This is a genomic window from Bacillus sp. CD3-5, from assembly GCF_006349665.1.
GTDB classification, from domain to species: Bacteria; Bacillota; Bacilli; order Bacillales; family Bacillaceae_G; genus Bacillus_A; species Bacillus_A paranthracis.
The window spans coordinates 41,908-57,329 of record NZ_VEPX01000003.1 but is presented as its reverse complement, the minus strand read 5'-3'; the positions used below and the strand labels follow the sequence as shown (position 1 = coordinate 57,329).

Here is a 15,422-nt window from a genome sequence, read left to right as displayed (position 1 = left end):
AGGGGATGCGATATGACAGAACGTGATCGTTATACAAATGAAGAGAAAGAGGCTGAGCCGAAAGAAACCGGAAAAGAAGCTTCAATAGTGGAAAAAATTCAGCAGCTTGGACAAACGAATGTACCGCAAATGAATGAATCACGTATTCATTGTTTAACAATTGTTGGACAGGTGGAAGGTCATGTTCAGTTGCCACCGCAAAATAAAACAACGAAATATGAGCATATTATTCCGCAAATTGTTGCGATTGAACAAAATCCGAAAATTGAAGGCTTGCTTTTAGTGTTAAATACAGTTGGAGGTGACGTTGAAGCTGGGCTAGCAATTTCTGAGATGGTCGCTTCACTTTCAAAACCGACAGTATCTTTAGTTTTAGGTGGAGGGCATTCTATCGGTGTACCGATTGCCGTTTCTACAGACTATTCATTTATTGCAGAAACTGCGACGATGACAATTCATCCGATTCGTCTAACAGGTCTTGTTATAGGTGTGCCGCAAACATTTGAGTATTTAGATAAAATGCAAGAAAGAGTCATTCGCTTTGTGACGAAGCATTCGAAAGTAACGGAAGATCGTTTTAAAGAGCTTATGTTTGCGAAAGGGAATTTGACGCGAGATATTGGTACGAATGTAATTGGTGGAGATGCAGTGAAGTACGGTCTTATAGATGATGTCGGTGGTATCGGAAATGCGATTCGAAAATTAAACGAATTAATAGATGGTCGCGCGGATGATCATGCAGAAGGGACAATGTTACAATGATTTTATATACAATTATGCCAGAGCAACTCGTGTATCCAGCCGATTATTCGCAATGTGAAAGTCAAAAAGTCTTAAATATAAATGGTGTTGAATTAATGGTTTCAGAAGAAGAACATGGGTATTATTCTATTGTACGCGTGTTAAGTACGAATCCGCTTCACTACTTAGAGTTTGAGCCGGGACAGAAAATAACCTTTTAGCAAAAAGAAGGATTTTGTTTAGAAGCTATGGTATAATATAAAAAACAAGACGGTTGAGCAGCCATGAGAGGGCTGCTTTCTTCTGTTTATTTAACATTTTACAAGAAGTGTAAAAATAGAAGATATAAAGACCTGAAAAAATAGAGAAAACAAACATATAAGCAGAGTTTTTTAGGAATTTTTACTTATATGTAGATCACGAGGTGAAGAAATGGCAAAACAAAAGCAAAGAGGGACGAAGGCAAAGGCAAGACGTACGATAAAGCCAACTTTGTATTATGAAATCGTCGGTTTAACTCTTTTTGCACTTTCAATCATTACGATTTTACAGCTAGGCGTTGTAGGAAAATCGTTTGTGTTATTTTTTCGCTTCTTCTTTGGTGAGTGGTACATAATTGGTGTGTTAGGTGTAATAGCTTTATCCGTTTCATTCGTTATAAAACGTGGATGGCCGAACCTTTTAAATAAACGGCTAATCGGTTTTTATTTAATAGTATTGGCGATATTAATGTTTAGTCATATTACATTATTTAACCTTCTTACGAAAGATGGAGCAGTGCAAAATACTTCTGTTATTGTAAGTACGAAAGATAATTTCTTTCTTGAAATGAAAAAAGGGCCAGATAGCGTTCATTTAGGTGGTGGCATGTTTGGTGCACTTATGTTCGCCACTTGTTACTTCTTATTTGACGAAGTAGGAGCTTATATTATTGGTATTATTTTAGTTATTCTCGGTATACTTTGTATAACAAATAAGCATATTGGAGAAGTGTTAGCTCCAGTTGGTAGAATTCTTAGAAGTCAATTTCAAGTGATGCAAGGGGACTATAAAGATTGGAGAGCCAAAAGAACGGCTGAACAAACAGAAAAGAAAAAAACAACAAGAAGCACAAGGAGCAAACGTGCGGCAGAACATGAAGAAATTATTGAGCCGATGGAAGAAATCTCAATTGATCCTCCGATTATTTCGAATTTCACTGAGAATTATCCTGTAAATGAAGAAGAGGATAAACGAATTGAAGTAGAGGAAGAAGAGTTAATCACTTCACCGTTTATTGAAGAGGCTCCACCAGTTGAAGAGCCGAAGAAAAAGCGTGGAGAAAAAATCGTTGAATCGCTAGAGGGGGAAACACAAGCACCTCCTATGCAATTTTCAAATGTAGAAAATAAAGATTACAAGCTTCCTGCGCTTGATATATTGAAATTTCCAAAGAATAAGCAAGTTACAAATGAAAATGCGGAAATTTATGAGAATGCTCGTAAATTAGAACGTACTTTCCAAAGCTTTGGAGTGAAAGCGAAAGTAACAAAAGTACATAGAGGTCCTGCAGTCACAAAATATGAAGTGTATCCTGATATGGGAGTAAAGGTAAGCAAAATCGTCGGTTTAAGTGATGATTTAGCGCTTGCTTTAGCTGCAAAGGACATTCGTATTGAAGCTCCAATTCCCGGGAAATCAGCTGTAGGGATTGAAGTTCCGAACTCAGAAGTTTCTATGGTAACACTTAGGGAAGTTCTTGATTCTAAGGCTAATAATCATCCAGAAGAGAAGTTGTTGATTGGTCTTGGACGAGATATTACAGGTGAAGCTGTATTAGCCCGCTTAAATAAAATGCCCCATTTACTAGTGGCAGGTGCTACAGGTAGCGGGAAGAGTGTATGTATTAACGGTATTATTGTTAGTATTTTAATGCGTGCAAAACCACATGAAGTAAAATTAATGATGATTGATCCGAAAATGGTAGAGTTAAATGTATATAACGGTGTGCCTCATTTGTTAACACCAGTTGTAACGGATCCGAAAAAAGCATCACAGGCATTGAAAAAAGTTGTAAGTGAAATGGAGCGTCGTTATGAGTTATTTGCTCATAGTGGTACGCGAAATATTGAAGGATATAATGATTATATAAAAGAGCATAATAATCAATCAGAAGCGAAACAACCGGAATTACCTTATATTGTCGTAATTGTGGACGAGTTAGCAGATTTAATGATGGTTGCTTCGTCGGATGTAGAGGATGCGATTATGCGTCTAGCGCAAATGGCTCGTGCTGCCGGTATTCATTTAATTATTGCAACGCAACGTCCATCAGTTGATGTAATTACGGGAGTTATTAAAGCGAATATTCCGTCACGTATTGCATTCGCTGTATCTTCTCAAACAGATTCTCGTACAATTCTTGACGGCGGTGGGGCAGAGAAACTGCTAGGTCGTGGGGATATGCTATTTATACCAATTGGTGCGTCGAAGCCTGTACGTGTACAAGGTGCGTTTTTATCAGATGATGAAGTTGAGAGAGTTGTAGAATATGTTATTGGTCAGCAAAAAGCGCAATATCAAGAAGATATGATTCCGCAAGATGTTCCTGATACGAAGCAGGAAGTAGAAGATGAATTATATAATGAAGCAGTTCAGCTCGTAGTGGAAATGCAAACAGCCTCTGTTTCTATGTTGCAACGTAGGTTTAGAGTTGGTTATACCCGTGCTGCCCGATTAATTGATGCAATGGAAATGAATGGTGTAGTAGGACCGTATGAAGGTAGTAAACCACGAGAAGTGCTCATTAATGATGTACAAGAAAAAAGTTCATAAAAAAAGCCTAATTGTTTTTACAATTAGGCTTTTTTATATGCTGGTTTTGTTATATACTATATTCAGCGAAAAGAAAGGGCTTACATTTAAGGTGATTCTTTAGAATACGAATACTTTGGTGTGGTTTTTTGTGAATGTTCGATATTTAATGTAGAAAAATGTTAAATTTTGTTGACACGTATGGGAGCAAGTGGTAAGATTACTTCGAAAAGAATCACTGCCTCATATAATCTTGGAGATAAGGTCCATAAGTTTCTACCTGGCAACCATGAATTGCTAGACTATGAGGGGAAAAGTGTGTAACAAAGGATGTAAGAGATCTTTGTGCCGAACTTTTTCTCGCTATGAGGAATGTTTGTGGTGCAAAGTTTTTTTTATGCAGTAAAGAGTGAAAATTTCATCTTAAAAAATTATTAATATTTATTCGACAATTATGCCTGTTTTTAGTATTTAGCAATTTTTATTATGTTGTAAGTTGAAAAAAGAGAAAAGAAGTCTTACATCAGAGGTCGAATAATTGAAATGCGGGGGAGTCTTATGTCAGTAAAATCTGATAGTCGTCACCTATATTTACGGGTGATTGATCACATCAAAGAAAAAATTAAAGATGGGGCTTACAAAGAAAGACAAAAGTTACCATCAGAGTTTGATTTAGCGAAAGAACTTGGTGTAAGTAGAGCGACTTTAAGGGAAGCGCTGCGTATTTTAGAAGAAGAAAATGTTGTCATTCGCAGACATGGTGTAGGAACATTTGTAAATGCAAAGCCGTTATTTTCTTCTGGGATTGAACAACTTTCTAGTATTACAGATATGATTTCTAGTGTGGGGAAAACACCAGGAACTATCTTTTTATCATCATCTACAACAAGTTTAACAGAAGAAGAAAAAGAGAAGTTTAATAGTGAAGATGGTTTTAATGCAGTGATGATTGAGCGTGTGCGTACAGCAGATGGGGAACCTGTTGTATATTGTATCGATAAACTTGCAAAAGAGATATTGCCAGATTTATCGGGATACAACGAAGAATCATTGCTTACAGTGATACATAACAATACGCACAAACGTATCACATACGCAGTTGCTCACATTGAGCCGATTGGCTATCATCCGAAAATCTCACCGATTTTGGAATGTGAACCGGAAACGGCACTGCTAGTGTTAAAACAAATGCACTATGATCAAAATGATGAGCCAATCTTATATTCTATCAATTACTTTAGAGCTGATAAGTTTAGCTTCCACGTATTAAGAAAACGTATGTAGGTGAGTTCCTTTTTAGGGAGGTGACAGCAAGAAGTTAGGGACAGCGGCGTATAAAAGAATAGACAAATCATTTCAGGAGGGGTTTCTAGTATGAAGAAAAAAACAGGTCTTTTATTATCATTAACATTAGCAGCAAGTGCGGTGTTAGGTGCATGTGGTAACTCGGATAAAGCGAGTAGCGACAAAAAAGAGTTTAAGGTTGGTATGGTTACAGATGTTGGGGGCGTTGATGACAAATCATTTAACCAATCAGCTTGGGAAGGTTTAACGAAGTTCGGTAAAGACAATGACTTAAAGAAAAATGAAGGATATCGTTATCTTCAATCTAGTAAAGATGCGGATTATATCCCGAATTTAACGAAATTTGCGAAAGATCATTATAACACAACATTTGGTATTGGCTACTTAATGGAAAAATCAATTGCAAAGGTAGCTGAACAATATCCAAAAGAGCAATTTGCGATTGTAGATACAGTTGTAGAGAAGCCAAACGTAACAAGTATTACATTTAAAGACCATGAAGGTTCATTCCTAGTTGGTGCTGTAGCAGCGATGACGACAAAATCAAATAAAGTTGGGTTTGTTGGTGGTGTAAAAAGCCCATTAATTACAAAATTTGAATCAGGCTTTAAAGCTGGTGCAAAAGCAGTAAATCCAAATATCGAAATCGTATCACAATATGCTGATGCATTTGATAAACCAGAAAAAGGCTCTGTATTAGCTTCAGCAATGTACGGTGGTGGAGTTGACGTAATTTATCATGCTTCAGGTGCAACTGGTAATGGTGTATTCACAGAAGCGAAAAACCGTAAGAAAAAAGGTGAAAACGTTTGGGTAATCGGTGTTGACCGTGACCAAAATCAAGAAGGTATGCCTGAAAACGTAACTTTAACATCAATGGTAAAACGTGTTGATATTGCAGTAGCAAAAGTAGCACAAGAAGCGAAAGACGGTAAATTAAAAGGCGGTAAAGTAGAAGAATTCGGATTAAAAGATGACGGTGTTGGTATTGCGAAAACTACTGACAATGTGAAAAAAGTAAATCCAGAAATCTTAACAAAAGTCGAAGAGCTTGAGAAGAAAATCACTGACGGTGAAATTAAAGTCCCTGCAACTGATGAAGAATATAAAACATATGAAGCTTCTCTAAAGAAATAATAATAGAGAAATAGCAAAGGTTAGTTCGTAGAACTAACCTTTGCATATATAAAAATAGTTTTAATAGAGTGTAATTAGGGAGTGTTCCCTGCTAAAAGGAGGAACAAAATGGAATACGTAATTGAGATGAACAATATTACAAAAGTATTCCCAGGCATTGTAGCGAATGATGATATTACGCTGCAAGTAAAACAGGGAGAAATACATGCTTTACTTGGAGAAAATGGTGCAGGGAAATCCACATTGATGAATGTACTATTTGGTTTGTACCAACCAGAACAAGGTGAAATTAAAATTAAAGGAAAACCTGTGAAAATTACAAATCCGAATATAGCAAATGACCTTGGTATTGGGATGGTCCATCAGCATTTTATGCTTGTTCATAATTTTACAGTTACAGAGAATATTATTCTTGGAAATGAGCCGAAGAAAAACGGGAAAATTGCTGTTGAAGAAGCGGCAAAAGAAATTAAGCAATTATCTGAACAGTATGGTTTGGCTGTTGATCCACATGCGAAAATTGAAGATATTTCTGTTGGGATGCAGCAAAGGGTTGAAATATTAAAGACTCTTTATCGTGGTGCTGAGATTTTAATATTTGATGAGCCAACCGCGGTGTTAACTCCTCAAGAAATTCATGAGTTGATTCAAATTATGAAAAAGCTTGTGCAAGAGGGGAAATCTATCATCCTTATTACACATAAGTTAAAAGAAATTATGGAAGTTTGCGATCGTTGTACAATTATTCGTAAAGGTAAGGGGATTGGTACTGTTGATGTAGCGGAAACGGATGAGCATAAACTTGCAGAGTTAATGGTCGGACGTCAAGTGAATTTTAAAACAGAAAAAATAGAAGCTAAACCAATGGAAGAAGTACTATCTATTGCAAACCTAATTGTTCATGATACGCGCAAGTTACCTGCTGTAAAAGGCCTTGACTTAACTGTTCGTGCAGGAGAAATCGTTGGGATTGCAGGGATTGATGGAAATGGTCAAAGTGAATTAATAGAGGCGATTACTGGTTTACGAAAAGTTGAGTCAGGTTCTATTGCAATTAAAGGAAAAGAAATAACGAATTGGCCTGTTCGAAGAATAACAGAAGAGGGGATTGGTCATATTCCTGAAGACCGTCATAAACACGGACTTGTTCTCGATTTTTCTGTTCGGGACAATATTGTTTTACAAACATACTATAAAAATCCATTTTCAAAGAAAGGGATTTTAAATTTTAGTAAAATTACAGAAAAAGCGAAAGCACTTATTGAACAGTTTGATGTACGTACACCTAGTGAACAAACGTTAGCTCGTGCTCTATCTGGTGGAAACCAACAAAAGGCAATTATTGCACGTGAGGTAGATCGTAATCCAGATTTATTAATTGCAGCACAGCCGACACGTGGTTTAGATGTAGGTGCGATTGAATTTATTCATAAAAAATTAATTGAGCAGAGAGATAATGGTAAGGCAGTATTGCTTTTATCTTTAGAACTGGATGAAATTTTAAATGTAAGCGATCGAGTGGCTGTTATATATGAAGGGAAAATTGTAGCGATTGTCGATGCGAAAGAAACAAATGAACAACAGCTTGGATTATTAATGGCCGGCGGGACAGGGAAAGAGAAGGTGAACACAAATGGCTAAAAAATTTTTAACAGAACGAACAATTAATATTTTAGTACCTGTGTTATCCGTAGTTTTCGGTTTACTTGTTGGTGCCATTGTAATGTTAGTTAGTGGATATGATCCAATTGTTGGATATGCCGCGCTTTGGGAAGGGATGGTTGGCAATCCACAAGCTATCGGTGAGACGTTGCGTACGATGATTCCGCTTGTATTAGCTGGTCTTTCAGTAGCATTTGCATTTCGTACAGGTCTTTTCAATATTGGGGTGGAAGGACAGTTATTAGTTGGGTGGCTCGCTGCTGTTTGGTTTGGATATGCAGTGTCGTTACCAGCAATTTTGCATATTCCGTTATCTATTTTAGTGGCGGCAATTGTCGGCGGTTTATGGGGTTTTATACCTGGATATTTAAAAGGGAAACTTAAAGTAAATGAAGTAATTGTTACAATTATGATGAACTACATTGCACTTTATGTTACGTATGATCTTATTAAACGTTTTATCCACGAAGGTAATGAAAAATCTTATGACGTACAAGCAAGTGCTTCGTTAGCTTCTGATTGGTTATCTTCATTGACAGATGGATCTCGTTTACACTGGGGAATTGTTGTGGCTATTATCATTGCGATTGTAATGTGGTTCTTATTAGATAGAACAACGTTAGGGTATGAATTAAAATCGGTTGGTTTTAACCAAAATGCCTCTCAATACGCAGGAATGAAAGTATCGCGTAATGTTGTATTATCAATGACAATTGCTGGTGCTTTTGCAGGAATTGGTGGAGCTATGGAAGGATTAGGGACATTCCAAAGTATGACAGCAATGTCTTCGTTTACTGGTATTGGATTTGATGGGATTGCGGTAGCACTTTTAGGCGGAAATAATCCATTTGGTATACTATTAGCGGCTTTACTGTTTGGTGGTTTGAAAAGTGCAGCACCACAAATGAATTTCGAAGCAGATGTACCTTCGGAGTTAATTAACGTTATTATTGCATGTATTATTTTCTTTGTAGCGTGCAGTTATGTTTTACGCTGGGCACTTACACGCATGAGCAAGGAGGGGAAATAAATGAGCTTTTTAGATATTTTAGCCATTCTTGTGACGGGTACGTTATATACGGCAGCGCCACTTATTTTTACGGCGTTAGGTGGAGTGTTCAGTGAACGTTCTGGAGTTGTAAATATAGCGTTAGAAGGTTTAATGTTATTTGGTGCATTTATTGGTATTGTTACAACGTTATTAATGGGTGATACGTGGGGATCGATGACTCCTTGGATTGCATTATTATTTGCAGCAATTGGTAGTGGATTGTTTGCACTTCTTCACGCAGTAGCATCCATTACATTCCGTGCAGATCAAGTAGTGAGCGGAGTAGCAATTAACTTCTTAGCACTTGGTTTAACAGTATTTGCGATTAAGAAAATCTTTGGCAAAGGACAAACTGATTTCATTCAATACCGCATTGAAAAAATCGATGTTCCGGGTCTTTCGGATATTCCGGTAATCGGAAAAATCTTTTTCTCTAATGTACCGTTAACATCATATATTGCTATTATTTTAGCGTTTGTCGTTTGGTATATCATTTATAAAACGCCGTTCGGTCTTCGTCTTCGTGCGGTTGGTGAGCATCCAATGGCAGCGGATACGATGGGGATTAACGTATATAAAATGCGTTATATTGCAGTTGCTATATCTGGAATGTTTGCAGGAGTTGGTGGAGCGGTCTTCGCTATGTCGATTTCTGGTAACTTCTCAGGTGCTACAATTACTGGACAAGGTTTCTTGGCGTTAGCAGCAATGATTTTCGGTAAATGGAATCCACTCGGTGCTCTTGGAGCGGCTCTGTTCTTCGGATTTGCTCAATCATTAGGAATAACAGGCGGTACAATTCCGGTACTAAAAGAAATTCCAAGTGTATTCTTAACGATATTGCCGTATGTATTCACAATATTAGCACTTGTTGGTTTTGTAGGTCGTTCTGAAGCTCCGAAAGCATTAGGAACTCCTTATGAAAAAGGAAAACGATAAGTATAAAAAAAGCTCGCACATTAGTGCGGGCTTTTTTACATAGACTATATTTAATACGGAATTTTACTATGTTCCTTACATATTACAGTTTTTAGAAGGGCCTAATGTAAGTATAGTGAGGAAGAAAAGTTGATTTTTTATTTCTAAAAACTGTATATTGAAGAGGAATATTCCTATATACGTAAAGGAGGGCTATAAATGAAACTGATGGAACAACAGTTATATGAGCTAGGTGGTTTACGAGTACATATTATTCCAACTGATAAATATAAAACAAATACATTTGTATTTCGTTTGAAAGCACCTTTAAATGAGGAGACGGTGACAGAGCGTGCCCTATTGCCATACGTATTGCAAAGTGCGACAGAAAAGCTTCCTTCTGTAATTCGTCTTCGTCAATATTTAGAAGAATTATACGGATCTTCTTTGGCAGTAGATGTAAGTAAAAAAGGAGAAGACCATATCATCTCTATTTATGTAGACATTGCAAATGAAGTATATTTACATGATGCACCGCCGTTATTTGAAAAAGCGCTTTCTATGTTATCAGATATCGTTTTACATCCAGCAACAGAGGGGAATGGTTTTCTGCCTTCTATTGTAGAAAGTGAAAAGAGAGCGCTCTTACAACGAATTGAAGCGACGTATGATGATAAAATGCGTTATGCAAACGAGCGTTTAATTGAAGAAATGTGCAAAGTAGAACCGTATCGTTTAAGCGCAAATGGGAAAAAAGAGAGTGTTTCTTCTATTACAAATGAAAGTTTGTATCAATATTATCAAAAAGTGTTAGCTGAAGATGAAATGGATCTATACATTATCGGTGATATTTCAGAAAATGCAGTTGATCTTGTAAGTAAGTATTTTTCTATTTCAGCGCGTCCTGTGAGGGAAAGAAATGTACTTCTTCATAAGAGAAATAATGAAGAAAAAGAAGTTGTGGAAAAACAAGAATTAAAACAAAGTAAATTACACATCGGATATCGTACGTTTATTACGTATAAAGACGAAGATTATTTTGCGCTGCAATTGTTCAATGGATTGTTTGGAGGATTTTCTCATTCGAAGTTATTCGTTAATGTTCGTGAAAAAAATAGTTTAGCGTACTATGCAGCATCCCGCTTTGAAAGTCATAAAGGCTTATTGTTTGTTATGTCAGGAATTGAAGCGAAAAATTATGAAAAAGCTGTTGAGATTATTAAAGAGCAAATGCTTGCAATGCAAAATGGTGATTTTTCTGAAGAAGAGATGCATCAAACGAAAAGTGTCATTCAAAATCAAATATTAGAAGCAATTGATACACCGCGCGGATTTGTGGAAATGCTGTATCATGGTATTATTTCAGATCGTACGCGTCCGGTTGAAGAATGGCTTACAGGCATTGAAAGTGTGACGAAAGAAGAGATCGTAAAAGTTGCTAAAAATATTGAACTAGATACAATTTACTTTTTACACGGAACGGAGGGAGAATAAATGGAGAAAATTGTTTATGAGCAATTAAAAGAGACACTCTATTATGAAAAACTTCCTAATGGATTAGATGTATATATTTTACCGAAGCAAGGATTTAATAAAACATTTGCAACGTTTACGACAAAATATGGTTCTGTGGATAATACATTCGTACCACTAGGTAAAGAAGAAATGATTCGTGTACCTGATGGGATTGCTCATTTTCTTGAGCATAAATTATTTGAAAAAGAAGATCATGACGCTTTCCAATTGTTTAGTAAACAAGGGGCATCCGCGAATGCTTTCACGTCTTTCACAAGAACAGCTTATCTTTTTTCGTGTACATCAAATGTAGAACAAAATTTAAATACATTGTTAAACTTCGTACAAGAGCCTTACTTTTCTGAAAAAACAGTTGAAAAAGAGAAGGGTATTATCGGGCAAGAAATTCAAATGTATCAAGATAATCCAGATTGGCGCTTATACTTTGGATTAATAGATAGTTTATTTGTAAAGCACCCGATTAAAATTGATATTGCAGGGACGATCGAGTCTATTAGTAAAATTACGAAAGACCTACTATATGAATGTTATGAAACGTTTTATCATCCAAGCAATATGTTGATGTTTGTTGTAGGTGCAATTGATCCAGAGAAAACGATGGATTTGATACGTGAAAATCAAGCGAAAAAAGATTATAAAAACCAACCAGAAATAGTACGTTCATTCGAAGAAGAACCAGATGAGGTAAATGAAAAGAAGAAAATTATTTCAATGCCTGTACAAACTCCGAAATGTTTAGTTGGTATTAAAGCGACAAACTTAAAAGAAAAAGGGGAAGCCCTTTTAAAACAAGAAATTGCGCTTACGTTACTTTTAGATTATTTATTTGGGAAAAGCTCCGTTCATTACGAATCTTTATATAATGAAGGGCTCATTGATGATTCGTTCTCGTATGATTATACAGAAGAGAATAACTTCGGTTTTGCAATGGTTGGCGGCGATACGAAGCAACCTGATGAGCTGGAAGAGCGTTTGAAAGGTATTTTATTAAATACAAATTATAATCAATTAGATGAGGTGGCATTAGAACGAGTAAAGAAAAAGAAAATAGGTGGCTTTTTACGTTCCTTGAATTCACCGGAATATATTGCAAATCAATTTACACGATATGCGTTTAATGAATCGAGTCTGTTTGATGCATTGACTGTATTAGAAAGTTTAACTGTTCAAGATTTACAAGAAGTAGCTCAATTACTGTCATCAGAAGAGAAAATGAGTGTTTGTCAAGTTTTACCGAAAAAATAAAAGGTTTCATAATAATACCCTCATCTTATCATTGATAAATTGTAAGATGAGGGTATTATTTATTTGTAGGGAAAAGATTTTGTTGAGATAAGAGAGGAATTGTATGAAAAAGTATGCATTAGTAACTGGAGGGAGCGGAGGGATTGGCTCTGCTATTTCGAAACAATTAATTCAAGATGGATATACAGTATATGTTCATTATAATAACAGTGAAGAGAAAGTGAATGAGTTGCAGAAAGAATGGGGTGAAGTAATTCCTGTTCAAGCGAATTTAGCTTCTACTGATGGAGCAGAGCAATTGTGGAAACAAATTGAACATCCTCTTGATGTTATCGTATATGCAGCTGGGAAGAGTATTTTTGGACTCGTAACAGATGTAACGAACGATGAATTGAATGATATGGTAGAACTTCAAGTGAAGAGTATCTATAAATTATTATCAATGGCATTGCCATCTATGATTCAACGGAGAAGCGGTAATATTGTACTTGTTTCGTCTATATGGGGACAAATTGGCGCGTCATGTGAAGTGCTTTACTCGATGGTAAAAGGTGCGCAAAATTCATATGTGAAAGCTTTAGCAAAAGAGGTTTCATTAAGTGGAATAAGAGTGAACGCGGTGGCGCCAGGTGCAATTGAAACGGAAATGTTAAACGTATTTTCAGAAGAGGATAAGAATGAAATTGCGGAAGAGATTCCGTTAGGACGATTAGGATTACCGGAAGAAGTAGCGAAAACAGTGTCATTTCTTGTATCTCCAGGTGCATCTTATATAACGGGACAAATTATCGGAGTGAACGGCGGTTGGCATTGCTAAAAATTTCTTACATAAAAAATGAAAAACTGTACAAATTAAGCATGATTCTATTACTAAGTAGTGAGGTGCTTACACATGTCAGTTTTAGATAATTTTGATCAATGGAAGAGCTTTTTAGGAGAACGTTTAGAGCAAGCGCAAGGAAAAGGTCTTGATGGTGGTGCTGTATCAGATATGGCATTTCGTGTTGGTGACTATTTAGCGAATGAAGTAGAAGCACGCAACGATCAAGAGAAATTATTAGCTGAGCTTTGGAAAGTTGCTGACGAACAAGAGCAGCATACAATCGCAAACTTAATGGTAAAGTTTGTACAACATAAGTAAAAAATAGAGAGGGGATTCTCCTCTCTATTTTTTTTGTATAATAATTGAAAGGGATAGATTATACATTTAGCTTCCCTATTAAGGTGAAATCATATAATATAGTACGTAGGTGTAAAGTAAGCAAGGGGAGTGATCTTGGATGATTGAATGGTATTTTGAATATGAAATACATAAAAACCGACCTGGCTTGCTTGGTGACGTTTCTTCGTTAATCGGTATGCTCGGCATTAATATTGTCACAATTAATGGTGTAGATAATGCAAGGCGTGGATTACTCCTTATGTGTGATAATCAAGAGCAAATCTCTAGACTAGAATCAATTTTAAATACGATGGATAACATAACGGTAACGAAATATCGTCCGCCAAAGCTAAGAGATAAGCTAGCGGTTAGACATGGTAGGTACATACAACGAGATGCAGATGATAAGAAGACATTTCGGTTTGTGCGTGATGAATTAGGGTTACTTGTAGACTTTATGGCTGAAATAATGAAAAAAGAAGGCCATAAGCTAATTGGTATACGAGGAATGCCTCGTGTTGGAAAAACAGAATCCATTGTTGCCGCAAGTGTTTGTGCAAATAAAAGATGGTTATTTGTATCGTCTACTCTTATTAAGCAAACTGTTCGTAGTCAATTGATTGAAGATGAGTATAGCGACGACAATATTTTCATCTTAGATGGAATCGTGTCAACAAAGCGTGCTAACGAAAGGCATTGGCAGCTTGTTCGTGAAATTATGAGATTGCCTGCAACGAAAGTTGTGGAACATCCTGACGTATTTGTGAGTCAGTCAGAATACACATTGGATGATTTTGATTATATTATCGAGTTGCGTAACGATTATGATGAAGAAATTCAATATAATTTAGTAGATGAAATTGAGCAAGGTACGCAAAATAATTTCTCTATGTTTGACTTTTAAAGAAATATTGAGGTGTTAGTAGTGACAGAATTAGGACAAAAGCTGAAAGAAGCAAGAGGAACGAAAGGCTTGTCTATTGATCAGCTGCATGAGATTACAAAAATTCAAAAACGCCATTTAGTAGCGATTGAGGAAGGCAATTATGATGTATTGCCAGGAGCTTTTTATGCGCGTGCATTCATTAAACAATACGCAGATGCGGTTGGATTAAATGGAGAAGAACTGCTTGTGGAATATCAGAGTACGATACCGCAATCTGAAAAACGTGACGTTCCACAAGTATCAACTGGACAAAAAACACAAGAAACAATGCAAAAGTCTTCATCATGGCCAATTGCAGATCATATGCCAAAAATCTTAGTTGCGCTGTTAGTTATTGCAATTGGAGTAGTAATTTGGTTTGTTTTCCAAGCGTTGACTGGAAAAGATGATGAGAAAGTTCCGAATGCTCAAAGCGAGAAAATTGAAGTTAAAAAAGCGGAAAACTCTCCGTTAGATACGAAAAAAGATGAAGTGAAAGCGGAAGAGCCAAAGAAAGAGGAACCAAAGAAAGAAGAACCGAAGAAAGAGGAACAACCAGCACAGCCAACTGGACAACAAGAAATCAAAGTAGTTGGGACAACTGGTAAGGAGTCCACTTTGGAAATTCATAACAATAAAACGTTAGAATTAGAAATTACAACAAAAGGTGCAAGTTATGTAGGTATTAAAAATGAGGCAGGAAATGATATCTTTAGTGGAACAATAGAGGAAGGTCAAACTCAAAAATATGATTTATCAACAGCGAAAGTGGTAAACCTTAATATAGGAAGTGCACCGAATGTTGAATTTAAATTAAATGGCCAAGTGGTTACATTCCCGTTGAATCCAGAAGAGAATTATCATCAAAAATTCTTGATTAAAAATCTAGGGATAGAGCAACCTGCACAATAACAGTCATCGCTTCGATGACTTTTTTCAATGAACAA

At 36.4% G+C, this 15,422-nt stretch carries 14 protein-coding genes and 1 riboswitch; all 14 genes read left to right on the top strand.

The genetic code is table 11. The features are described from left to right. Positions 1-12 precede the first annotated feature (12 nt). The 14 genes from tepA (at position 13) to FH036_RS07640 (ending at position 15,387) form a co-directional block, all read left to right on the top strand. Positions 13-762, top strand: coding sequence for a translocation-enhancing protein TepA (gene tepA, locus FH036_RS07710; protein WP_000139814.1), 750 nt, complete (start codon positions 13-15; stop codon positions 760-762). Continuing rightward, positions 759-962: a YlzJ-like family protein gene (locus FH036_RS07705; RefSeq protein WP_044791586.1), complete on the top strand. Its 204-nt coding sequence runs from the start codon at positions 759-761 to the stop codon at positions 960-962. Before tepA ends, FH036_RS07705 begins: the two co-directional genes overlap by 4 nt. Positions 963-1,173: 211 nt before the next feature. Next, positions 1,174-3,555 carry a DNA translocase FtsK gene (locus FH036_RS07700; RefSeq protein WP_139895605.1) on the top strand — a complete coding sequence of 794 codons (2,382 nt, stop codon included), beginning with the start codon at positions 1,174-1,176 and terminating at the stop codon, positions 3,553-3,555. 202 nt (positions 3,556-3,757) lie between these two features. Continuing rightward, a riboswitch (purine riboswitch) is annotated at positions 3,758-3,859 on the top strand. 233 nt (positions 3,860-4,092) lie between these two features. Beyond that, on the top strand, positions 4,093-4,818 hold the full coding sequence (locus tag FH036_RS07690) for a GntR family transcriptional regulator (protein ID WP_000114176.1): 726 nt from the start codon (positions 4,093-4,095) through the stop codon (positions 4,816-4,818). A gap of 90 nt (positions 4,819-4,908) precedes the next feature. Further along, positions 4,909-5,976: a BMP family lipoprotein gene (locus tag FH036_RS07685; protein WP_044791587.1), complete on the top strand. Its 1,068-nt coding sequence runs from the start codon at positions 4,909-4,911 to the stop codon at positions 5,974-5,976. Positions 5,977-6,084: 108 nt separating this feature from the next. Next, on the top strand, positions 6,085-7,617 hold the full coding sequence (locus FH036_RS07680) for an ABC transporter ATP-binding protein (RefSeq protein ID WP_000456919.1): 1,533 nt from the start codon (positions 6,085-6,087) through the stop codon (positions 7,615-7,617). Then, positions 7,610-8,668, top strand: a complete 1,059-nt coding sequence (locus FH036_RS07675) for an ABC transporter permease (protein WP_001074499.1) — start codon at positions 7,610-7,612, stop codon at positions 8,666-8,668. Before FH036_RS07680 ends, FH036_RS07675 begins: the two co-directional genes overlap by 8 nt. Next, positions 8,669-9,628: an ABC transporter permease gene (locus FH036_RS07670; RefSeq protein ID WP_000008842.1), complete on the top strand. Its 960-nt coding sequence runs from the start codon at positions 8,669-8,671 to the stop codon at positions 9,626-9,628. 198 nt (positions 9,629-9,826) lie between these two features. Further along, positions 9,827-11,101 (top strand): EF-P 5-aminopentanol modification-associated protein YfmF, encoded by a 1,275-nt coding sequence (gene yfmF, locus FH036_RS07665; RefSeq protein WP_044791588.1) that lies wholly within the window; start codon positions 9,827-9,829, stop codon positions 11,099-11,101. Then, positions 11,102-12,388, top strand: a complete 1,287-nt coding sequence (yfmH, locus tag FH036_RS07660) for an EF-P 5-aminopentanol modification-associated protein YfmH (RefSeq protein ID WP_044791589.1) — start codon at positions 11,102-11,104, stop codon at positions 12,386-12,388. Positions 12,389-12,491: 103 nt separating this feature from the next. Then, entirely contained in the window at positions 12,492-13,205 is a 714-nt protein-coding gene (ymfI, locus tag FH036_RS07655) for an elongation factor P 5-aminopentanone reductase (RefSeq protein WP_000759622.1), read from the top strand. Between the two features lie 75 nt (positions 13,206-13,280). Then, positions 13,281-13,529, top strand: coding sequence for a DUF3243 domain-containing protein (locus tag FH036_RS07650; protein ID WP_000114454.1), 249 nt, complete (start codon positions 13,281-13,283; stop codon positions 13,527-13,529). Between the two features lie 139 nt (positions 13,530-13,668). After that, the gene (locus tag FH036_RS07645) at positions 13,669-14,454 is read left to right on the top strand and encodes a DUF3388 domain-containing protein (RefSeq protein WP_000574107.1); all 786 of its coding nucleotides are present in this window, start codon (positions 13,669-13,671) and stop codon (positions 14,452-14,454) included. A gap of 21 nt (positions 14,455-14,475) precedes the next feature. Then, on the top strand, positions 14,476-15,387 hold the full coding sequence (locus FH036_RS07640) for a helix-turn-helix domain-containing protein (protein WP_044791590.1): 912 nt from the start codon (positions 14,476-14,478) through the stop codon (positions 15,385-15,387). The last annotated feature ends 35 nt before the right edge of the window (positions 15,388-15,422 follow it).